Here is a 22,072-nt window from a genome sequence, read left to right as displayed (position 1 = left end):
GCAGAGTATGAACAGAGAGAAAATGATGAAACTAAATCAAATATCTAAAGCCATGGTCGTTGCTTTAACGGCGGGTGCCTTAGCAGCTTGTAATTCTTCAGACAGCAGTGATGGAAAAACACTAGCACCTGCTAACTTACAGTTTTCATTCGGGATGGAAAATACCAAATTAATCGCCAATGATACGAATATCCCGATGCCAAATGATCTGTATTTCATTGGAGAAGATGCAATTGATAGTACCGATGATAAGCTCATTATCTTTGGCTGTGGTGCAACGAATGATGGTGCAGCAGCTGAAAGCGCGATAGAAAACGCTACTAAATGCTCGTTAGAAGACTTGGATGGTTGGTCTACCACAGCACCGTTTTCACTGGCGATGACAGGCGATGTTTCTCAGTTAGATAAAAATAGCTTTGAAGGCAATATACGCCTATTTGTAGAGCGCTCTTTTCCTTTCAGCGGCTATGGTGAATTAAAGTACGGTAGAGATTTTACCGTGCAGGTGACAGACTTTAATCATCTACAAGTCTTGCCTTTACGCCCTTTTGAAGCTGAAACACAGCTAATTTTTGTTGTATCTAATGGTTTGCAAAGCACCAGTGGTGATGCGGTTAAACCGTCAACGGCTTTCAATGAATTGTTGTTCTCTGAACCGTTAGATCCATTACTCTCTGCTTATAAAGCCCAAATTGATGGTTTATTTATTCAATTAGCGCTTGAAGATATAAAACCTGAAAATACATTTTATATCGCGGGGGTTAAAACACAGTCGATTGGCTCGGTGTTAGCGAATTTGGCTGCAAAACCAGAATCAGATAGTCATGGATTGCAATCTAATGATATTCCAGAAGAGCATTTGGTTGGTGCAGGTTTGCCACCAGAAGTGTTAGATAAAATTGTTGGCGGTATTGTTGGCGGCATTATCGAGAATCCGACTATCGACCCGAATTTCTGCGATAGTTCGTTTGGCGACGGGTTAATGGTTGAATGTGTACGTAAATTACAAGCCACAGTAGAGCTGCCATATTATTTATCTGATTCAACTGCGATGGGCGCATCCAACTGTGTGGTGGATAGTAATAATCAAGCTAATGCTCGTTTTTGGTTTAAAACTGACGGCATTAATGTTGATGATAATGAGAGCTACTTTGAGAGCTATCGTTATACTCGAGAGAGCTGTCAGCCTCTATATAGTTCATGGCAAATAAAAGGTTCTGGCGGTCGGTTTGACCCATGGCTCCCTGAATCTCAAGCTAAGCAGCAATTGAATGTTCAGGTTGTACTGCCGAACCCAGATCGCACGCCTAAACCAAACAGTGGTTGGCCTGTTGTTTTGTTTGCTCATGGTATTACTGCAGCCAAAGAATTTGGTAATGGTGGCATGCTACTGCTCGATAGCTTCGTTCAAGCAGAACTTGCTAACCAGGGATATGCAGTTATTGCTATTGATCATCCACTGCACAATACTCGTGCGGTCGACTTTGATAATGATGGTAGCTATGAAGTAAACGTCAGCCAATCTTTACGTGGGCTATTTAGTGGCCATGAACAGGCGGATGTGAAGAACTTTTTAAAAGCCGATGCACTTTTAACGTCACGTGATAATTTACGGCAAAGTATTGCAGACTTGATAAACCTTCGTTCTTCACTTGAGGGAGGCCTTACTTATCAAGATGCAGGTATTGAGACCGTAGATAGTTTTGATACGAATAATGTCTTTGTTATGGGGCATTCTATGGGAGCTATTGCGGGGGCTAGCTTCAGCGGTGTTGTTGCACAGAGTGACTTAGCGCTAAAAGGCAGCATTCTCGCTAACCCAGGTGGTGGTATTGGCGGGATCTTAATGAACTCAGTATGGCTCGGCCACAGTGAAGTGCCTCCTTCAATTAAAGCTATGCCAGAATTTCATGCCCGTATGGCCACTGAACTTGGCTTAGAGGGTGTTGAAGCCGTTCGTCAATATGCTGAGCTTAATCCTGCTGATTATAAAACTGCGTCAGATGAAATGGCTAAAGCATACTTCAGCGAGTTCCAGTACTTGATGCAGGCTGTTGTCGATACAGTAGATCCTCTGAACTACGGCGACGAGTTATCAGATACACCTATTTTATCTTTCTCGGTAACAGGGAGTATTTCAGAGCAGCCAGAGCTACAAAACATTGCAGGTAATTACTTCACAACCGCAGATCAAACGGTGCCAATAAAAGTTGAGCATACGGCGCCAACGATGTATGAAGTCTGTAAGTCTGCATCGGAATCGGTTGGTCAAGTCTCTAGTCAAGATATGGGGTGTTTTAACGGTTCTGCATTTAAGCCTTATTACTCGCTGAATACTACGGAGTTTCCATTGGCAGGTGCCACACCATTGGAAGAAGTATATGGTCTGAAGAATACGCTGAATAGTACGGATCGTTCGTATACGCGCTTTTTAACCGGAACCCATAATATTGGTGCTGGTACACTAACGACCTCTGAATCTGAAGGAAACGCCGATTATAGCTCTGTCGATTCAGCGGCTACGGAACTAGCGGTTCAGGCAGCATCTTTCGTCGAATACACATTATCGAACGGAATGCATGGGGATTACATTGAAGGGACCCATCGTATTGCACCAGAGAATCTTTCGATTATTGAGCGCTAATAATAGCGATTGACGGTGAAACACAGAAGCCCAGCTAACTAGCTGGGTTTTTTTGTGCGTAGAGGTTGTGACCTTATAAATGATTATATTTACAATAACCCACTAATTCAGGTTTAAGTGGGTATAAATGAGTGAAAACTTATCGATTAAGTGGTTATTATGGCGAGGTGATTTTCCAGATGGTGATTAAAAACAAAGTCGCGCAATAAGCAAAAATAAACCTTATTTTTATCGCTTATTTATCAACCACCTATGATTGGTCGCGTTAAGTGAAAAACTTCGAATTATTGATACCTGAAAAGTATAAGTTTCAGCACCCTATTAACACTCTTCTACCATACCGTAGTAAATATACAGATAACTCGAACTAATGATGCAGATAGTCATCACTTAAATGCTTTTTTTGATGCCTAGGAGAGGGGGAACTTACCGCGTGTAGCACGTCAGTGCTGCCTGCGTAGTAAATCATGCCAAAGAGTTACCTTAAATTAGTAGTAAACTTACAAACATATAAGATCTTTGGTGTGTAATTCTAAATAAAGTCTGTTCTAATACGCACATCAACTGCTTACACCTTCACATTCCAGTGTAAGGGTCTGGTTAAGCTAATTTCAATGGTTATATATACTAGTTTTTGAGGTCTCATCATGTCTGTTAAAGGGCAATTCAACGTAAGAAGTGCTGCTGCTGATACATTTGCAATGGTAATTTTTAGTTTTATTACAGGTATGTTGATTGAGATTTTTATTTCAGGCATGACGTTTGAGCAATCTCTTGCTTCACGAACATTATCAATTCCCGTGAACATTGCGATAGCTTGGCCTTATGGCGTGTTTCGTGATTTAGTGATTCGCCAAGGGATGCGCCTATCTGGCAACGGTTGGATGAAAGCGGTCTCTGACATGATTGCTTATGTACTTTTTCAATCTCCAGTATATGCCGCAATTCTTTTTGTTGTTGGCGCTGGTACCGATCAAATTATGACTGCTGTTGCAAGTAATGCCGTAGTTTCAGGTGCACTAGGTGTTGTTTATGGTCAATTTCTTGAAATGTGCCGCCGTATGTTCCGCGTTCCGGGTTACTACCAGCAAGCGTAATAACCACTCTTTATAAGTAAAGAGAATATCAAGCTGTTAGACATTTCTTACTAAGCCCTAGCTGATTATTTTAGCTGGGGCTTTTTGCTTTTAAATTGCACGATTGTGCTTCTATTTGTAGTAAAAACTCTTAATATTTCTATTTCTATTTGTAAATTCTTATAACCATCTGTGATTAATGTTTAAAACTGATAATATTGATTTGCATCAATATTACGCTTCATTGTGGTATTGGTTGTTGTTATTTTGTTATTTTATTCGTGCGTAATTTTAATGCTGCTGATCTAATATCAATGACTTAGCTTTATTGTTTGCGTGTGTGTTGCAATCTTGTTCCTTATTATCGAGGCTGTCATACGTGCAATCTTTGTTCTCAAAAATGGCGGTTTGAGGGGTTTAGCATTCAATTCAGGTTAAATTCAGTTACAGGCACAGGCTTCTTCGTAATACTTTTATAGGCATATTACTACTTAGTTTATTTAGCCTGTTATCTCACACAGATGAGAAAACCTGTAAGGGGAGTATGTAGAATGATTGAAGTACATTGGTCGCTAGCAGCTATGTTTGGATTAAGTCAATTCGTCTTATGGGTAAAGATTGGCGTTTTTGGCCGTTTTTTCTCATTTGTCGATCGTTGCTGCCAAGCTGTCGCAAAAAATATGCTAGGAACGCTTTATGTAAGAATGCGTCCTGTAAGTAAAGCGAAAACTGAAACCGAGATCCCATACATCCTTCGTGGTAAACCTGCGTCGATGCATTTAGGTAGCTACATCCAAATGCAAAACAAACTGGCTGAAGGTCGAGATAGTAAATAGTACTAACTCAGTAATATGAAACGATTTAAAATAAACCTCTTTTTAGAGGTTTATTTGTATTTCGGGGTATAGAAATGGCGTCGAGGTGCGCTTTGTCTCTTTTTCATCTCTATCTCTAATTGTGGATGTGCGATTTCTATCCCATGATGATTGAATTTTTGCTTTATTCGATTATGTAGATCATGAGTTAAGGTTAGGCGGTGAGCGGTTTCCGCTGCATAGGCTCGTACTTCAAAATTTTGACTATCAGCGGTGAGCGTTAAGAAAAACACCTCGGGGGCAGGGTTATCCAGAACCAGCTCGCATTCTTCAGCCGCTTCAAACAAAAGTTTCGTCACTAAATCGCTGTCAGCAACATATTTAACGCTGATTGATAAGGTTACACGCGTAATTGGATCAGACAGTGACCAGTTAATAAATTGCTCGGTAACAAAAGCTTTATTTGGCACGATAACTTCTTTTCTATCCCAATCCACGATCGTTGTTGCACGGGTTTGTATTTTCGCAACTACACCTGTGAGGTTACGAATCGTCACGGTATCGCCGATGCGGATCGGTTTTTCAAATAAGATGATCAAGCCTGAGATGAAGTTGGCGAAGATCTCTTGCATTCCAAAGCCTATCCCAACACCCAAAGCAGCGACTAGCCATTGCATACGCGACCAATCGAAGCCTATGAGCCCTGAACCAATAATAATACCGAGAAAAATGGCAATGTAGCGTGTTAGTGAAGTAATCGCGTACCCAGTCCCTGGGGAAAGGTCTAAATGTTGTAAAATTAATAGCTCCATTGCCCCAGGTAAATCTCGAGTCAATATTGCGGTTAGCCAAAACGCTAAAAATGCCAATAATAGATTTTTCAAAGAGATTGAACTGAGCTCGTCGATACCATCAATGGTATTGGTGACATCCCATAATGTAATATCACCAAGGTATGAAATAGCTTGGTAGAAATCAGCCCAGACGAATGAGACACAGAATAAGTAAATCAATAATAACAATGAACGTAATAAACGAAGCGATTGGGCACTGATTTTATCAAGATCGACTTCGGGTTCATCAACATCAATTTGCATTTCACTGCTGCTATAGCTGTCCTCTTTTTCCTCTTCAAGCTCTGCGATCCGTTGCGCGATAATTTCTTGTCGCTTGGCTTTAGCTCGTTCAAATGCAAGTCGTCTTTTTTGCAATAGCATCAGGCGTTTGATGAGGTAGTAAATCAATAATGTAATTACCCCTATAACAGCAGAGACTTCAAGCTTATCCATTACCGATTGTGATGAACTGAGGTAGCCTTTAAGCGCGGTGTAATTTAATCCTTGTGGTATTAAAATTAACGTCCACCAAAATAGGTGATGGCCAATTCGCGCTTTACCTTCAGGTAGGTCGGCATAAGTCATTGGCAGCTTTTCTTGGCATAAACGCCAAAGGAAATAACTGACTGAAATATTACTGATCACAAAGGCGAGGCGACCGAGAGTGGCATTGACGTCGATATCACTATAGAGTTGAGCAAAGTTCTGGATAACCATCATTGGTAGATAAATCCAGAGTAAGTGCTGATAGTGTGAAAAAGAGCGCGATATAAGATCTTCCGACCAACCAAAGTGGCTGCTCAATAAGCCATTAGTTCGTACAAGCTCGCGCATAAAGCAGTACATGACTAAGGCCATTGGCAGGGAAAGCGATTGACCAAAATGGTGCACAAAGGGGTACTGCCAAGCGGCGCTTAGGATAAGGCCGATGAGTGCAACGATGAACGGGATCGGCCAAGCGAGACAGAATGAGAAAAATACATTGTTGAAACTAAACAGGAATTTATCTCTGGTAACTTTGCCAATTCGTTGGCTTGTTTCGTTAAGGTATTTTTTCCAGTGTCCACGGATCCAGCTTAAACCGAATATAATGATGACGATGACACTTGATGAAATAATCAGCGGCATTTTTTCAATAGAGCTTGGGAATTTAAGAAAGCTGACCCATTGAAAAGGAGAAAAGAACCACTTGAGCTTTTCCCATGTTGCATTAACAAGGTTGAGGCTTAATGGATTGGTGTCAGGAGCCCAAAAAAGTTGTTTTTTTGCTTGGTTTTTTAGTTGGTTAAGCGTGTTATTTAATCGTTCATAAGAGACTTTTAATGTTGCCTGTTGATAGATTAGAGTATCGGTATTATCGATAAGTTTATCCAGTAGAATCAGATTAGCTTCTATTAGTGCTTTTTCTTGTAACTGTTGCTCTGGCGTTAAATTAGCTGTTGCTGCCGTATTCACTCGCTCTTTTAGCAAGTCATTTCTTTGTTGGTATTCATACTTATTAATTTGATTTTGTGCAATATCTTTATCGAGAGAAATTATGGGTGGATTTGCCGGTAAACGATTGATACGTGTACGTAAATTTTCACTAAAAGCGGGGCTAAGCTTTAACCATTCGGCCATGGTGTTGAGGTCATCTGCGGTTTTTTCAACAACGCGGATTTGATCCGTAGTACTTTGCAGCTGTTGCTGTACTTGCTCATTGCTGGTCGAGATCGAAGAAAGCGCAGAGAGGTACCGTTTATTATTATTGGTTAGTTGCCTGATTTGAGATGGCAGATCACTGGTATCACTTTGGAATTGGTTATTTTCATCACTTGAATCTTCTGCTTCGTCTCTTAAGCGACGAGAAAGCTCTCGCTGTAAATTATTGCGATAAGCCTGCCGCGCATCAATTTCAAGGTTAGTCAGTTGGATATTTTGTTTAACCAGTGTTCGTCGGTTTCCTGCACTCAGTTGTTGGGCCTCGATAAGATAAAGATGACTAACAAAGTACTGGTGTGAGATCTGGTGGATTAGCTGCAAATTATCAGTATTAGGTTGGTTCTGTATTTGTTTAAGTGCATTTTCTTCTTTCTGAATTTGAACGCGTAGTTGTTCTGAGTCGAATGAGAAATCATCAATGCCTTTCTCGATACTTTGAAGTTCGTTTTTACTGTTGCTTCTAATTTGTTCAAGTTGTTTAAGGGTATTATCTTGTTGGCTGATTTCCTTGTTGAGTTCACCTTGATTAAGCTCGGAAAAGTTAGGGAATTCGGTCATGGAGAATGAATTGATTTGCTTTTTTAATGCACTGGTACGTTCAGGAAACTCTGAGACCAACTGGCGGTAAGACAGCGTCTGTTGTTCAAAGTCTTGGGTTTTATCGAGCTGGTTTTGTGCTTTTAGTAAAATATCTAATTCTTTGATAATTTCAGGGGTGTTCCCCTGTGTTTTGAGTTGCTCTATTTTGTTGGTTAAGGCCGCTTCACGAGCGGCATAAGCTTCTTCGACAGCAAAAAGCGTAGAACTGTAAACTGTCGTACAAAGAATAATAAGGAGTCGTAACCAATCTCTCATAGCTCACCAAAAATAACCAAAATACAAAACGATAGCTTTCAATTAGTCTAGCAGTGAATAAAAACAAAAGATTGGCTGAGAATGGAACAATTTGATCCAATCCTCATCACTTAAACAATATTTTATGAAAACCCCTTGACCCAAGTTCGTTAAATTATTACATTAGCCGCCGTTGAGACGCACAGCGTCAAACAACAATGTGGTGAGGTGTCCGAGTGGCTGAAGGAGCACGCCTGGAAAGTGTGTATACGGCAACGTATCGAGGGTTCGAATCCCTCCCTCACCGCCATATCTCTTTTTGAGATATAAAATTTAGGAGAGATGGCTGAGTGGCCGAAAGCACCTGACTTGAAATCAGGCGAGGGGCGACCCTCCTAGGGTTCAAATCCCTATCTCTCCGCCACATTTAGAGAGCCCAGCAGAAATGCTGGGCTTTCGTCGTTTTAGCCGTCGCAAAATGGATTTGTAAATCCTGCTATACCAGAACAGCTCCGCCACATTTAGAGAGCCCAGACTGCGCGTCCCGGCAGAAATGCTGGGCTTTCGTCGTTTTAGCCGAAGCAAAAGGGATTTGAAAATCCTGCTATACCAAAACAGCTCCGCCACATTTAGATAGTCCAGACTGCGCGTCCCGGCAGAAATACTGGGCTTTCGTCGTTTTAGCCATAGCAAAAGGGATTTGAAAATCCTGCTGTACCAAAACAGCTTCGCCGTATTAGAAGAAGCCGCTGATTGATCAGCGGCTTTTTTGCGTCTGGGTATATAGAACTCAAGCTTCAGCGAAGCGAGGCAGCGTTGCCACTGAAAGTGCTTTAAAGCTTCCTTTTTAACCTATGTGTTTTGTTGCTATCTCTCGACTATTCATCCATTTTTTCATGTGTATTTAATGGCAGGTATAAGGTTATTTATCTGAGTTGCTTGTTATATGCCCAGTGCTCGCGAGGGTAACTAAATAATTAAAACTATTTTATTCGACTGCGGTTGCGATTGTTGGTTAGAAAGTCGCTTAGGGTGCTATTTAGGTGGCTTAGATTGGCGATTTGGGCAATTTTAAATGTTTGTTTTTAAAGGTTTTGTTTTTGTTGTGATCTGCTAGGTAAATGATAGTCTTCGATTTATTAAGCACGAGGACTATTTATGCCAAAAGACTATGAAGAATATCATTACGTTGATTACTCTAATCAAGATTTAAGCGAAGCATATTTTAATCGCTGTAAGTTTTATCGGTGCAATTTCAGTCGTACAAATCTAAGAGATGCTCAGTTTGTTGATTGTATTTTTATAGAGCGAGGCGCAATAGAAGGCTGTTACTTTGGTTATAGTGATTTACGCGATGCCTCCTTCAAAAACTGCCAGCTAGCGATGTCTAATTTTTCTGGCGCTAAATGTTTCGGTGTGGAGTTTAGAAACTGCGATTTAAAAGGGGCCAACTTCCAGCAAGCTATTTTTTCAAACCAAGTGAGCAACCGTATGTATTTCTGTTCTGCTTATATCACGGGCTGTAACTTGTCGTACGCAAACTTTGAAAGGCTGTGTATAGAGAAATGTGATCTGTTTGAAAATAAATGGATAGGTACGAATCTACAAGGTGCTTCTTTAAAGGGCTCTGATTTAAGCCGAGGAGAATTCTCTGCTGATTGTTGGGGGCAGTTTCGAATGCAAGATTGTAACTTGAGTAATGCAGAATTAACGGGGTTGGATCCTCGCAAGGTTGATATTAGTGGCGTGAAGATTTGTGCCTGGCAGCAAGAGCAATTATTGGAACAGCTCGGTGTGATTGTGTGTCCGGATTAGAATTCGGAGGATGAAATACCAAGCTGCTAACCATAAAGGCAGCAGCTTGGGTATTATTCTACTGGTACTTAAAGTGTTTCTTCACTGCAATACAGTTCTGCGTGATCAATACCTTGAAGTGCGCAGCGTTCGTCTAGATCGGAGAGATCACCGCTGACGCCTACCGCACCGAGTACCATTTCATCAGCATCTTTAATAAGCAGGCCACCAGGAACAGGTACCATGTTGCCATTTGCCAGTACATTGACTGCACTGATAAAGGCTGGCCTGTTGTCTGCGTCTCTTGCCAGTTGTCGGGATGAGCAGCCGAGTGCGAGTGCACCCCAAGCTTTCGCTACTGCTATATCTGGTCGCATCATACTAGAACCGTCTTGTCGCTGAAGCGAAATAAGCTTACCACCACTATCGAGTACAGCGACTGTGAGTGGGGCGCTTTGTTGCGCTTTTCCTGCATTGAACGTGCCTTGCGTAATAGTCAGCGCTTGCTGAAGTGTTAAATTAACCATCAATTTCTCCTGACTGTTCATCGACCAAACTGGCGATGGGTAAATTATTCGTTTTTGCGGTTAAAGCTGCCTTCGGTAAGCAAGCTATAACTTGGCAATGTTAAGAAAGCGGCAAACTCTTCGGCGGTTGAAAGCTCATCAAACATTTGAGCGGTTTCCTCAAAACGTCCTTTGTTGTAGCGCTCATCACCAACTTCCGAGCGGATTGTCTCAAGTTCCTCATTGAGCCATTGTCTGAATAATGGGGCTGTAAATGTCTGGCCATCATCGAGCTCTACACCATGGTGGATCCATTGCCATATGCTGGCGCGTGAAATTTCAGCTGTGGCTGCATCTTCCATCAAGCCGTAAATCGGTACGCAGCCGTAGCCTTGGATCCATGCCTCAATGTAGTAAAGCGCAATACGGATATTCTTACGTACACCAGCTTCATCGCGGCTACCGTCACATGGCGATAGCAACATATCTGCAGTGATCTCTTCCGTCGGGCTCTGGAAGTCAAGCTGATTGGTTTTACCTGAAAGGTGATTGTCGAAAATTTCCATTGCTGTGTTCACAAGGCCGGGGTGGGCTACCCAAGTACCATCATGGCCATTACCTGATTCACGTTGCTTATCTTCCACAACTTTTGTCATGACTTGTGCCATAACTTCCGGATTTTTATTGGGAATAAAGGCAGACATGCCCCCCATCGCGAGTGCACCACGTTGGTGACATGTTTTGATTAATAGCTGACTGTATGCGGTAAGGAAAGGTTGATCCATACCAACACCGTGGCGATCGGGAAGGATTCGATCCTTGTGATTTTTCAGTGTTTTTATGTAGCTGAATATATAGTCCCAGCGGCCACAGTTCATGGCAACAATATGCTCACGCATGGCGTAAAGCATTTCATCCATCTGGAAAACGGCGGGTAGGGTTTCGATCAGTACGGTGGCTTTAATTGTGCCCGTCGGCACCTTAAAGTAGTTTTCCGTAAAGCTGAATACATCATCCCACCATTGTGCCTCTTCCATACATTCTAATTTTGGAATGTAGTAATAAACACCAATGCCTTGTGCCTGGCGAGCTTTGTAGTTGTGAAAGAAATACAGCGCAAAATCCATCAAACAGCCCGCAATAGGCTGACCATCAATTTGTATGTGTGCTTCTGGCAAGTGGATTCCGCGTGGACGGGCAATTAATAACGCCGGATCTTTGTTTAAGCTGTAATGCTTACCTTTTTTCAGGTCGGTATAACTAATGGTACGGTTATTGGCATCACGTAGGTTAATTTGACCATCAACCATGTTTTCCCAAGTTGGTGCTGATGCATCTTCAAAGCAGCACATGAAAACCTTTGCGCCAGAATTCAAGGCATTAATCACCATCTTACGTTCGATGGGACCGGTAATCTCAACACGGCGATCTTGTAATGCGAGAGGAATAGGTGCGACAGACCAGCTTTTATCTTCCCGTATCGATTGCGTGTCAGCTCGGAAGCCGGGCAGCTCACCTTGATCAAAACGCTGTTGGCGTTGTGACCGCAGTGCGAGCAGCTCATTACGGCGTGTGTTGAATCTAGTGACAATGGCGTCTAAGAAGTTAAGTGCATCAGGTGATAGGATCTCTTCGTACCCTTCATCATCTGTTTGACCAATAAGCTCTATACATCTTGTGTGTTTTTCAATCTCTAAATCGTCTGTAATCATTGTGTCGTCTCCTTTGAAACAATAATTGTCGTTTGTTGTGTACAAAATGTTGTTGTTTATTTGTTTTATATCCTGATATCCACGTGCTTGCAAAGAGTATTTAACATTTGTTTTTCAATGTTATTTTTTGTGATTAACTTTTACCTCATCGTACCAGTTTGTATTTTATTGTATTTTAACGATAAATGTTGAGCTTTTTGCTTTCGTCAGTCCGTCATGTTAAAAAACTGTTGCGTATTGCTTGCCTAAATCATCGTTCACTGCATAGAATACAATCATGGTGTAAATTGTATACAATCTTGAAATTGGAGTCGTGTATGGCAAGAATGAAAGCTATTGAAGCTGCGGTAGAAGTACTAAGGAAAGAAGGAGTAGATATTGCGTTCGGTGTACCTGGAGCCGCAATTAACCCGATGTATGCAGCAATGAAAAAGCTGGGTGGGATCGACCATGTATTGGCTCGCCACGTGGAAGGTGCCTCACATATGGCTGAAGGCTATACCCGCACGACTCAAGGGAATATCGGGGTTTGTATTGGTACTTCAGGTCCTGCTGGTACCGATATGATCACTGGGTTGTATTCAGCGTCTGCAGACTCGATTCCGATTTTATGTATTACAGGCCAAGCGCCACGGGCACGGTTACATAAAGAAGACTTCCAAGCCGTTGATATTGAAACTATTGCTAAACCTGTGACCAAGTGGGCTACAACGGTGTTGGAGCCTGCCCAAGTTCCACGAGCTTTCCAGCAAGCGTTTCACCTTATGCGTTCTGGTCGACCAGGTCCTGTCTTGATTGATTTGCCGCTTGATGTCCAGTTGGCAGAAATTGAATTTGACATCGATAGTTACGAACCGCTTGAACCTTATAAGCCGAAAGCAAGTCGTCAGCAGATAGAAAAAGCACTGACCATGCTGAATGAGTCTGCGGCTCCGGTGATTGTATCTGGTGGTGGTGTGATTAATGCTGGGGCATCGGAGCTATTACAGCAGTTTGCTGAAATTACGGGTATACCAGTGATCCCTACCTTAATGGGATGGGGCTCTATACCAGATAACCATGAGTTGATGGCTGGTATGGTCGGGCTACAGACCGCACACCGTTATGGTAATGCCACATTACTGAACTCTGATTTTGTTTTTGGTGTCGGTAACCGTTGGGCTAACCGCCATACCGGCTCGGTTGATGTCTATACCGAAGGGCGCAAGTTCGTTCATATTGATATTGAACCAACCCAAATTGGTCGGGTGTTCTGCCCTGATCTTGGCATTGTATCTGATGCTAAAGCAGCGCTAGAGCTACTGGTTGAAGTGGCTAAAGAGTGGCAGCAGGCCGGTAAGTTGCAAGATCGCTCACAGTGGGTGGGTGAGTGTCAGCATCGTAAGGCTACCATGCTGCGTAAGACGCACTTTGATCAAGTGCCGATGAAGCCAATGCGAGTTTATGAAGAAATGAACAAAGCATTTGGTGAAGACACTTGTTATGTCAGCACCATCGGTCTTTCACAGATTGCGGCTGCACAGTTTCTGCATGTTTATAAGCCCCGCCATTGGATCAACTGTGGACAGGCTGGACCGTTAGGCTGGACTATCCCTGCTGCTCTTGGTACTCGTGTCGCCGATCCCCATCGTCCGATTGTAGCTATCTCGGGTGATTATGATTTCCAGTTCATGATTGAAGAACTAGCAGTAGGTGCACAGTTTAACCTGCCTTATATTCATGTTGTGGTGAACAACTCATACCTAGGGTTGATCCGCCAGGCCCAGCGTCAGTTTGATATTGATTACTGTGTACAGCTTGCTTTCGATAACCAAAATGCCCCAGAGCTAGAAGGTTATGGCGTTGACCATGTCACCGTTGTCGAAGGACTAGGCTGTAAGGCTATTCGTGTTACTGACCCAGAAAATATTGCCGTTGCTTTTGAAGAAGCCAAAGTACTGATGGCGAAACACCAAGTGCCAGTCGTGGTAGAGCTGATGCTTGAGCGTGTCACCAATATTTCAATGGGGGTTGAAATTGATGGCGTGAACGAATTTGAGCCGCTAGCTGAAGGTGTTGATGACGCACCAACTGCGATCACATTTAACCAATAAAACGTTAGATAAGCAGCAGCGGGCAACCGCTGCTAGGCAAAATAGATTAAGGGATTTAACAATGCCAAAGTTCGCCGCTAATTTATCCATGTTGTTTACCGAGTTCGATTTTCTTGAACGTTTTGACGTCGCCGCAAAGGCTGGCTTTCAAGGGGTTGAATACCTGTTTCCTTATGCATTTGAGCAGCAAACCTTAAAAAACAAGCTAAGCGAAAATGGCCTTAAGCAAGTGCTATTTAACCTGCCAGCTGGCGATTGGGAGCAGGGTGACCGAGGTATTGCTGTTGATCCTGCCCGTGTTGAGGAGTTTAAATCTGGCGTGGCAATGGCCATTGAATATGCCAAGGCATTGGAGTGTGATCAGCTCAACTGTTTAGCTGGCATTGTGCCGACAGGCGTCAGTGCTGAACAAGCTGAAACGACATTTATCAGTAATTTACGTTATGCCGCAGGAGAGCTTGAAAAGGCAGGTATTAAGCTCATCATTGAAGCGATTAATACCCGTGATATACCGGGGTTCTTCCTGACAAATACCCAGCAAGCTTTAGCGATTATTGAGCAAACAGGCAGTGGCAATATTCAGGTGCAATACGACATCTACCATATGCAGATCATGGAAGGTGACTTAGCGCAGACGCTAAGTAACAACCTCGCACAGATCCGCCATGTCCAGCTAGCTGACAATCCAGGTCGCCACGAGCCGGGCACCGGTGAAATTAACTATTCGTTTGTTTTACAGCACCTCGATAGCATCGGTTATCAGGGCTGGGTTGGCTGTGAATATAAACCGAAAACGACCACGCTTGCAGGTCTTCGCTGGCTAGAAGAATACAACTAATGTTAAGGAAAGCATCATGAGTACTATTGCATTTATCGGAACAGGTATTATGGGTAAGCCAATGGCGGCAAACCTACAAAAAGCAGGCCATCAGCTGCTGTTTTCAACACATTTTAATGAGGCTCCGCAAGATCTTGTGGCTGCGGGAGGAAAAACATTTCCATCGGTACAGGCTGCCACTGAGCAAGCTGATGTGGTGATCTTAATGGTACCTAACACGCCACAAGTTGAGGATGTGTTATTTGGTGACAATGGGGTTGAGGCTGGGCTTGCAAGTGGGGGAGCACAAGGAAAATTGGTGATTGATATGAGTTCGATATCACCGATTGAAACCAAGCAGTTCGCGGCGCGTATCAAAGAAAGTGGTGCTGGCTACTTAGATGCCCCTGTTTCTGGTGGTGAAGTGGGTGCGGTGAATGGCAGCTTGAGTATCATGGTTGGTGGTAGTCAGAGCGACTTTGACCAAGCAAAACCACTGTTTGAAATCATGGGCCAGAATATTACGTTAGTGGGTGATAATGGTGCAGGGCAAACGTGTAAAGTGGCCAACCAAATCATCGTTGCATTGAATATTGAAGCGGTGTCTGAAGCCTTGGTGTTCGCGTCAAAAGCGGGGGCGAATCCAGCGCGTGTTCGTGAAGCGTTACTGGGTGGTTTTGCCAGCTCGAAAATTCTTGAAGTACACGGCGACCGTATGATCAAAGGGACGTTTGACCCTGGGTTTAAAATTGCACTTCACCAGAAAGACTTGAATCTGGCGATTAGCGGAGCAGAGGTTCTGGGTGTTAGTTTACCAAACACTATAAAGGCAAAAGAGTTGCTGGATGATTGTGCCGAACAAGGTGGTTCTGATTGGGATCATTCTGCGATGATCAAAGCGATTGAAAAACTGGCTGAGCATTCTATTCGTGAAGAATAGGTAGTGACTAGGTTGGTACGTATACCTTACCTCATACTGCTAAGCGTGGGGTAAGTCATTAAACATTAATAAAACGCGTATTTTTTGTCTCCTTTCCTACGCGTTCCCGAAGCAACAAGAGTTTGAAGGTAGGTGTTCTTCGTATCCTTGGGACCTACTTTCACCCTGACAGGCGCTTTTGTATAGCTTCGGGATCCTTTAGCCCATCTCTTTGTTTATTGCACCTGTTTCATGGCGTCAGTCACAACTCTGGCTTTCGTTATTCCTAGTGTGTTTCATCGCTTTAACCCCTTCAATATATCGACTACCATAATGCGGTACCTAAGTGCCAGGGAGAAAGGCCATGTCACGGATCAGACAAAAGAACCAAGAGCGTATTATCGAAGTGGCCTGTCGCTTGTTTGCCGAACAAGGCTATGCTGCGACAAAAATGGCTGACATTGCCAAAGCGGCAGATATTCCCAAACCAAATGTGTTTTATTACTTCAGTGCCAAAGATAACCTCTATCGTGCGGTACTTGATACCGTAATACAGCCGCTTCTCGAAGCCTCTCAGCCCATAGAGCAGCTTAATGACCCAGCAGAAGCACTGACCGAATATATTAAGACCAAACTTCGGATTTCTCGTGATCACCCACTTGCTTCAAAAGTGTTTGCTAATGAAGTCATGTCAGGCGCCAATTATTTACCTGAAGATATTGCCAGTGAGCTACTGAAGCAATCAGAAATGATCATGGGTAAATTTACTTATTGGTCAGAAAAAGGGTATATGGCTCAGCTACCGGCTCATCACCTTATGTTTACCATTTGGGCGGCGACCCAGACTTATGCGGATTTTAGCTGGCAAATTTGCAATGTGATGAAGAAAGAGAAGCTGGATGATCGCGATTTTGAAGAGGCCGCGACCTTTTTGACTCAGTTTGTGATCAATGGTTGCCAGCTTCGTTAGTACTGGTTACAGCAGTCGTAGAACCTCTTGATAGTGATAGCGATGTTTTTTCATCAACCAGCCTTGATGGTGGAAGCCTGAAGTGACACTTCAGGCTTCTAATATTTTATTACTCAAAGTTACCCGTTACTTGTAATTCGCCGTTAAGCAGCACGGGCTTTCCTCGGGCGACAACACTTTCGAGTGTAAAGTCAGGATTGAAAATACACAGATCTGCATCGGCACCAATTTCAGCTCGACCTTTTGCGATACCAAGTGAGTCAGCCACGTTGGCTGTTAGCATGGCGATAGCTTGCTCGGGTGAAATACCGTTGTTGATGAGTTTTGGTAGCAGTAGCAGGTTACTATCAACATCTGCAGCAGCCATGCCTGTGAGTTCATTATTGTCATCAAAAGTCGGGATACTGCCGTTACCATCGGTACTAATGGTAATGCGACGGGCGTCGACACCGCTTTCTAATGCCAGTTTGGCTGCCTGCTCCGGTGCTACAAAACGGCTACCACCAGAGGTGATATCAATGAACCCTCCTTTGCGGGCGAAGCTCATTGCATCCTTATACAGACTCTCGGTACGAGCGACATGGGTAGGTGAGAAGTGGTGAATTGGTAGTCCCATTTCAAGCAGCTCATTAATTTGAGCAAAAGGGTTATCTAACCCGCCCATGTGCATGTGTAGCACACCGCGTTTGCCCGATAGCATACCTGCAATACGGATGTCTGAAACAATTCGGGCAAGCTCATGCGTACTTGGGAACGAGCAGCGGTGATCAGCGAGCGCGACCTTTACGCCAAGTACGGCAGGGATGAATGCTATATCGTCACGAATCGAACCTGTAATCGTTTTAGTCGGCACCTCGTAAGAGCCCGTGTGCATGTAGGCACTTAACCCTTCCTCACGCAGTGCTGATGCTTTAGCGTAGAGATCGCGAGGTGATCGGGATATGCCATCAGTTCCAAGCACTCCAATAACGGTAGTGGTACCAGCCTGGATCAGTTTACTTAATGTAACTTGTGGTGTGCGGCTCGCAAACCCTGCTTCACCACCCCCGCCGGTTAGGTGAATATGTTGATCAATAAGTCCGGGGGTCACAATCTTCCCGCTGCAATCGATAGTAGTCACATGTTTAAGTCCAGCGACTTGCAACGATGACTCAATTGCCAGAATCTTGCCTTGTGATAATAAAACATCCACCTTGCCGATAGGCATTGGAGAATAAAGCTCAGCGTTTTTGAGTAGTGTAAACATGCAATGGCCTTTTGTTTTTGTAGGGTGAAGGTACGCTGCCAAGCAGTACCAACTATTGGTAAGTTTTGTAATAATGCAAACGAGTATAACCATGTGCTCTATGGGTGTAATTTGATATCGGTTGCTGATTTCGCATGAAACTATTCATTCAGATCATAGGTAGGAAGACGGTAGAGGTAATGTGTGGATTTTAAATGGTTAGATGACTTTATATGTTTGATGGAACTGAGTAATTTTGGCGCAGCGGCAAAAGCTAGGAATGTCACTCAGTCGGCTTTTAGTCGTAGAATACAAGCATTGGAGCTATGGGTTGGTGTGCCATTGTTCGACCGAACCTCTTATCCCATCCGGTTAACTGAGCACGGTGAGAAGTTTGTTCCTTATGTGGAAAACCTATTAGACATGATTAAAGTGACGAAAGAGGATTTCGCACAGATGTCATTGAAAACCGATAATACTGTGCGCATTGTTAGCCTGCATTCTTTTGCGGTTAACCTCCTGCCAATTTTATTTCGTCAGGCGGGGACGAGTTTTGATGGCCTCAACCTTGCGATTAATCCATCAGTGCAAGGCGTCGATAATCATTTTCAAACTTTGCTGGATGACTCCTGTGACATTCTGTTTGCGTATAACAGCATAGGAATGAAACCATCGGTCTTGCTTGAAGACAAAGTTGAGAAACAATTAGTGTTCAAGGAGAAGATCATTCCGGTCATTTCTCCAGCATTATTAGCCACACACTCTGCTGCCGATCCTTATCCTTACTTGGCATATTCAGAGCATACGTTTCTTCATAATGTGGTGTCACCGTTAATTGAAAAACATCGCTTACCGCTTCAGCAGGTATTTGAAACCACGTTGACCGAGTCTCTTATTAAAATGGCGGTTAATCGTTTTGGTGTGACATGGGCACCCATGCATGCCGTTGAGAATGAGTTAGCACAAGGCGTATTAGTTCAAGCATTCCCTGAACATGTTGACTTGGTCATTCCTCTCGATATTTTTTGCTATCGCTCAAAAGATGCCAGCCGTTCATCCGTTAACCAGTTCTGGCAGGGACTGAAGACGTTAGCTGCTACGGCTAGCTCATAATCGGACATTATTATAGCAACCAAGCCGCCTAGAAAATGTGGTTCACTTTATAGGGGCTTGGCTGGTTTCATTATCGGGGATTCTCGAAGTGTTAGCGTAAAGCTTGAGCTTTTTCCGCTAGACGCATTGCCGCTTTTCGGTGACGAGTTAATAACTGGTCGATATCAACACCAATAACTTGGCCATCATGAACTCGCCACTGGCCATTGATCATGACTCTATCGGCTTGCTGTGCACCACATAACAGCAGAGCCGCAAGCGGATCATGCGAGCCAGAGAAGCGGATATCATCTAATTTAAACATCGCGATATCAGCTTGCTTACCGACGGCCAGCGTCCCAATATCGTCCCGTCCCATGGCTTTGGCTGATCCAGCCGTCGCCCAACGCAGCGCATCAAAATGACTCACATTAGCCGAGCCATAACGCAAGCGTTGCAAATACATCGCCATCCTCACTTCGGCAATCATGTTCGAACCATCGTTGGAGGCTGAGCCATCGACACCCAGTCCGATGCTCACGCCAGCTGCTTCTAGCTCATTGTTACGGCAAATTCCAGAAGCCAGCATCATGTTGGATGTCGGGCAGTGGCTGATCCCAATATTCGCCTTGCCTAAGCGTTGGATTTCTTCATCATTAAAATGAATACCGTGGGCAAGCCAAGTCCTGTTGTTGAGCCAACCAACCTCTTCAAGGTAGTCGACTGGGCGGTAGCCAAATCGCTCGAGGCAGAAGTCTTCCTCGTCAATGGTTTCACACAAGTGGGTGTGCATCATGACGTTTTCTTGTTTGGCGATGTAGGCGGTTTCTTTCATTAGCTCGGTGGTGACAGAAAACGGCGAACAGGGCGCGAGGGCAATTTGTGTCATCGCGCCTGCATCACGCTGGTGGTAGCTGCGGATCAATCGCAAGCTATCATCGACTATGGCGTCTTCGGTTTGAATGGTATGGCGAGGGGGGAGTCCACCATCATCTTCGCCCAAACTCATCGAGCCTCGGGTAAATATCGCTCTTATCCCTAACTTTTGAGCGGCTTCGACTTGCAGGTCTATTGCATGCTCTAATCCTGTAGGGATCAGATAATGATGATCCGATGCGGTGGTACAGCCTGACATCATCATTTCAACTAATGCCAACTCAGTGGCGACACTCATCATGTCTTCATCAAGGCCAGCCCAAACGGGATACAGGCTCTGTAGCCAGTTGAATAACTCTTTATTTAACGCGTCAGGGTAGGCGCGAGTCAGGGTTTGATAGAAGTGGTGGTGAGCATTGATCAGGCCTGGGGTGATAACGTGCTGGCTTGCATCAATGACCGCATCAATTGGGTGATGAGGGCTCTGTCCGTTAGCAACAAGTTCTATAACGGTATTTCCCCGTACCACTACACCGCCATTGGCGTCGTAATGTGTCCCGGTATATATTGCTAATGGGTTCTTAAGCCATAGGGTTTGCATTCATAATAGTCCTTAGCCATCTCAGCCTTTTCAGGGAAGAGGGTCTTTTTAAGGTGGCATCATGCCTTTGGTGAATAAACAAGATAGCCTTGGTAAATTAGGCTATCTAGCGAAATGAGTGAAATTTAGCGCTCTTGCTGTACTTGTAATGGTGCTTCTTTGCTAGCTTGTGGCTCATCAGCTAACTCATCCGACTCGTCGTGCATCATTTGTTCTTGTGCTCTGGCCTCTTCGACTTCTTTAGCTGTCGATTTTGGTAGAATCTGGTGCAGCAAGGCAGTCACAATAGTACCTGTGGTGATCCCTGAATGCAGGAAGTTGGCAATATCATGCGGTAAGTGTTGGATAAGGCGAGGCTCGAATGTCACCGCAAGACCCGAGGCAAGACCGACGCAAATAACCAAGGCATTACGTTTGGTATCGGCGGCTTTCACCAGCATACGGATACCAGCATAAGCAATCATACCGAACATAACAAAACCAACCCCACCTAATACAGGCTTAGGGATAGTGACAGCCAGTGCCGCGAGTTTCGGAAATAGACCGCCTAAAATTAACAGACCACCTGTTACAGCGACCACGAAGCGGCTTGCAACCCCAGTGATCCCGACGATGCCGACATTTTGGCTAAAAGACGCTAATGGCATAGCGGTTAGACAGGCTGCTAAGGTGCTACCAATACCATCACCTAATAGCCCGCGTTTTAAATCTTCACCCGAAACTTTGGTTTGGCAGTTATTACCCAGTGCCATAAAGTCACCTGTCGCCTCGGCAACAATAACGATATACACCAAGCTCATACTGATGATGGCACCGGCAGAAAATGTAAATCCGTATTTGAATGGCTCTGGGCCACTAAACCATTGGGCTTTACTGATTTGTTCGAGGTCGACCATGCCAAGAGACAGCGCAACCAAGTAGCCGCCGGCAAGGCCAATAACTATTGCAGAGGCTGCGACTGCACCTTTACAGTAAACCGATACCGCAATCACGATCCCGAGTGAAATGAGGGCTAAAAAGAGTTTGGGCAGGGTGGCAAATTCTTCGCTAACAGCTGGCGCATCACCGACCCAGTTCATTGCTACGGGTAAGATAGTTAAACCGATTAAGGTTACGACGACACCACTGACAACCGTCGGGAATAACTTACGGATCTTATCCATAAAAAAGCTAGCAGCGATAACGAAAAATGAGCCGACGAGGGCACCGCCCATGATGCTGCTCATTCCTCCGTCCTTCCCCACGGAAATACAGACCCCGAGAAAAGCGAAGCTTGAACCCATCACAATGGGCAGCCTGATCCCGACTGGGCCAATCCCGACGCACTGAGCAATAGTGACAATACCGGAGGCCAGTAGGGCTGCATTTATCAGTGAGACAATTTCTTCTGTTGGTAAGCCGATAGACGTACCGACAATCAGTGGCACGGCGACGATGCCGCCAATGGAGGCAAGCATGTGTTGTAACGCCAGTAAAAAAGTTAGGCCGTGCGGCGGTTTTTCGTTAAGGGTATAGAGAAGTTTCATTGGTTGTCCTCTACCGTTTTATTTAACGGAATTAA

At 44.2% G+C, this 22,072-nt stretch carries 15 protein-coding genes and 2 tRNA genes; 11 read left to right on the top strand and 6 right to left on the bottom strand.

The annotated features are described in order from the left end of the window. Positions 1-22: 22 nt before the first annotated feature. The 3 genes from L4D09_RS01600 to L4D09_RS01590 all read left to right on the top strand — a co-directional run bounded on the left by L4D09_RS01600 (position 23) and on the right by L4D09_RS01590 (position 4,556). Positions 23-2,644 (top strand): alpha/beta fold hydrolase, encoded by a 2,622-nt coding sequence (locus tag L4D09_RS01600; RefSeq protein WP_428455736.1) that lies wholly within the window; start codon positions 23-25, stop codon positions 2,642-2,644. A gap of 647 nt (positions 2,645-3,291) precedes the next feature. Next, the gene (locus L4D09_RS01595; protein ID WP_428455735.1) at positions 3,292-3,741 is read left to right on the top strand and encodes an L-alanine exporter AlaE; all 450 of its coding nucleotides are present in this window, start codon (positions 3,292-3,294) and stop codon (positions 3,739-3,741) included. Between the two features lie 530 nt (positions 3,742-4,271). Continuing rightward, positions 4,272-4,556 carry a hypothetical protein gene (locus tag L4D09_RS01590; protein WP_428455734.1) on the top strand — a complete coding sequence of 95 codons (285 nt, stop codon included), beginning with the start codon at positions 4,272-4,274 and terminating at the stop codon, positions 4,554-4,556. A gap of 50 nt (positions 4,557-4,606) precedes the next feature. On the opposite strand, the gene mscM is transcribed toward L4D09_RS01590, so the two are convergent. Further along, positions 4,607-7,927, bottom strand: coding sequence for a miniconductance mechanosensitive channel MscM (gene mscM, locus L4D09_RS01585; RefSeq protein ID WP_428455733.1), 3,321 nt, complete (start codon positions 7,925-7,927; stop codon positions 4,607-4,609). Between the two features lie 201 nt (positions 7,928-8,128). Here mscM and L4D09_RS01580 point away from each other — a divergent pair. The 3 genes from L4D09_RS01580 to L4D09_RS01570 all read left to right on the top strand — a co-directional run bounded on the left by L4D09_RS01580 (position 8,129) and on the right by L4D09_RS01570 (position 9,721). Continuing rightward, positions 8,129-8,216, top strand: a tRNA-Ser gene (locus L4D09_RS01580). A gap of 26 nt (positions 8,217-8,242) precedes the next feature. Next, positions 8,243-8,330, top strand: a tRNA-Ser gene (locus L4D09_RS01575). A 734-nt stretch (positions 8,331-9,064) separates the two neighbouring features. Continuing rightward, a complete protein-coding gene (locus tag L4D09_RS01570) occupies positions 9,065-9,721 on the top strand; it encodes a Qnr family pentapeptide repeat protein (protein ID WP_428455732.1) in 657 nt (218 codons plus the stop codon). Positions 9,722-9,789: 68 nt separating this feature from the next. On the opposite strand, the gene L4D09_RS01565 is transcribed toward L4D09_RS01570, so the two are convergent. After that, a complete protein-coding gene (locus tag L4D09_RS01565) occupies positions 9,790-10,227 on the bottom strand; it encodes a GlcG/HbpS family heme-binding protein (protein WP_428455731.1) in 438 nt (145 codons plus the stop codon). A 44-nt stretch (positions 10,228-10,271) separates the two neighbouring features. After that, complete coding sequence (gene aceB / locus L4D09_RS01560) at positions 10,272-11,918, bottom strand: malate synthase A (RefSeq protein WP_428455730.1); 1,647 nt, start codon at positions 11,916-11,918, stop codon at positions 10,272-10,274. A 317-nt stretch (positions 11,919-12,235) separates the two neighbouring features. Here aceB and gcl point away from each other — a divergent pair, with 317 nt between their 5' ends. From gcl to L4D09_RS01540, 4 genes are all read left to right on the top strand, one after another. Beyond that, the gene (gcl, locus tag L4D09_RS01555) at positions 12,236-14,011 is read left to right on the top strand and encodes a glyoxylate carboligase (protein WP_428455729.1); all 1,776 of its coding nucleotides are present in this window, start codon (positions 12,236-12,238) and stop codon (positions 14,009-14,011) included. A gap of 61 nt (positions 14,012-14,072) precedes the next feature. Further along, positions 14,073-14,849, top strand: coding sequence for a hydroxypyruvate isomerase (gene hyi, locus L4D09_RS01550; protein WP_428455728.1), 777 nt, complete (start codon positions 14,073-14,075; stop codon positions 14,847-14,849). A gap of 16 nt (positions 14,850-14,865) precedes the next feature. After that, positions 14,866-15,768, top strand: a complete 903-nt coding sequence (locus L4D09_RS01545) for a 2-hydroxy-3-oxopropionate reductase (protein ID WP_428455727.1) — start codon at positions 14,866-14,868, stop codon at positions 15,766-15,768. A 343-nt stretch (positions 15,769-16,111) separates the two neighbouring features. Continuing rightward, on the top strand, positions 16,112-16,717 hold the full coding sequence (locus L4D09_RS01540) for a TetR/AcrR family transcriptional regulator (RefSeq protein ID WP_428455726.1): 606 nt from the start codon (positions 16,112-16,114) through the stop codon (positions 16,715-16,717). Between the two features lie 109 nt (positions 16,718-16,826). Here L4D09_RS01540 and iadA read toward each other — a convergent pair whose 3' ends face one another. Further along, on the bottom strand, positions 16,827-17,963 hold the full coding sequence (gene iadA, locus L4D09_RS01535; protein ID WP_428455725.1) for a beta-aspartyl-peptidase: 1,137 nt from the start codon (positions 17,961-17,963) through the stop codon (positions 16,827-16,829). A gap of 183 nt (positions 17,964-18,146) precedes the next feature. Between iadA and L4D09_RS01530 the strand changes: the two genes are divergently transcribed. Further along, positions 18,147-19,055, top strand: a complete 909-nt coding sequence (locus tag L4D09_RS01530; RefSeq protein WP_428455724.1) for a LysR substrate-binding domain-containing protein — start codon at positions 18,147-18,149, stop codon at positions 19,053-19,055. Between the two features lie 91 nt (positions 19,056-19,146). Here the strand turns inward: L4D09_RS01530 and L4D09_RS01525 are convergent, their stop codons facing one another. Continuing rightward, a complete protein-coding gene (locus tag L4D09_RS01525) occupies positions 19,147-20,511 on the bottom strand; it encodes an 8-oxoguanine deaminase (RefSeq protein WP_428455723.1) in 1,365 nt (454 codons plus the stop codon). 125 nt (positions 20,512-20,636) lie between these two features. Beyond that, entirely contained in the window at positions 20,637-22,037 is a 1,401-nt protein-coding gene (locus tag L4D09_RS01520) for a nucleobase:cation symporter-2 family protein (protein ID WP_428455722.1), read from the bottom strand. Positions 22,038-22,072: the final 35 nt, after the last annotated feature.

It is taken from the genome of Photobacterium makurazakiensis (assembly GCF_050336715.1).
Lineage (GTDB): Bacteria > Pseudomonadota > Gammaproteobacteria > Enterobacterales > Vibrionaceae > Photobacterium > Photobacterium makurazakiensis.
This window is presented reverse-complemented; position numbering and strand designations above follow the sequence as displayed.

What these genes read in the sequence shown, in the direction of transcription:
- L4D09_RS01600 (WP_428455736.1), top strand. Translation starts at nt 23, where the DNA reads ATGATGAAACTAAATCAAATATCTAAAGCCATGGTCGTTGCTTTAACG.
- L4D09_RS01595 (WP_428455735.1), top strand. Translation starts at nt 3,292, where the DNA reads ATGTCTGTTAAAGGGCAATTCAACGTAAGAAGTGCTGCTGCTGATACA.
- L4D09_RS01590 (WP_428455734.1), top strand. Translation starts at nt 4,272, where the DNA reads ATGATTGAAGTACATTGGTCGCTAGCAGCTATGTTTGGATTAAGTCAA.
- mscM (WP_428455733.1), bottom strand. Translation starts at nt 7,927, where the DNA reads ATGAGAGATTGGTTACGACTCCTTATTATTCTTTGTACGACAGTTTAC.
- L4D09_RS01570 (WP_428455732.1), top strand. Translation starts at nt 9,065, where the DNA reads ATGCCAAAAGACTATGAAGAATATCATTACGTTGATTACTCTAATCAA.
- L4D09_RS01565 (WP_428455731.1), bottom strand. Translation starts at nt 10,227, where the DNA reads ATGGTTAATTTAACACTTCAGCAAGCGCTGACTATTACGCAAGGCACG.
- aceB (WP_428455730.1), bottom strand. Translation starts at nt 11,918, where the DNA reads ATGATTACAGACGATTTAGAGATTGAAAAACACACAAGATGTATAGAG.
- gcl (WP_428455729.1), top strand. Translation starts at nt 12,236, where the DNA reads ATGGCAAGAATGAAAGCTATTGAAGCTGCGGTAGAAGTACTAAGGAAA.
- hyi (WP_428455728.1), top strand. Translation starts at nt 14,073, where the DNA reads ATGCCAAAGTTCGCCGCTAATTTATCCATGTTGTTTACCGAGTTCGAT.
- L4D09_RS01545 (WP_428455727.1), top strand. Translation starts at nt 14,866, where the DNA reads ATGAGTACTATTGCATTTATCGGAACAGGTATTATGGGTAAGCCAATG.
- L4D09_RS01540 (WP_428455726.1), top strand. Translation starts at nt 16,112, where the DNA reads ATGTCACGGATCAGACAAAAGAACCAAGAGCGTATTATCGAAGTGGCC.
- iadA (WP_428455725.1), bottom strand. Translation starts at nt 17,963, where the DNA reads ATGTTTACACTACTCAAAAACGCTGAGCTTTATTCTCCAATGCCTATC.
- L4D09_RS01525 (WP_428455723.1), bottom strand. Translation starts at nt 20,511, where the DNA reads ATGCAAACCCTATGGCTTAAGAACCCATTAGCAATATATACCGGGACA.
- L4D09_RS01520 (WP_428455722.1), bottom strand. Translation starts at nt 22,037, where the DNA reads ATGAAACTTCTCTATACCCTTAACGAAAAACCGCCGCACGGCCTAACT.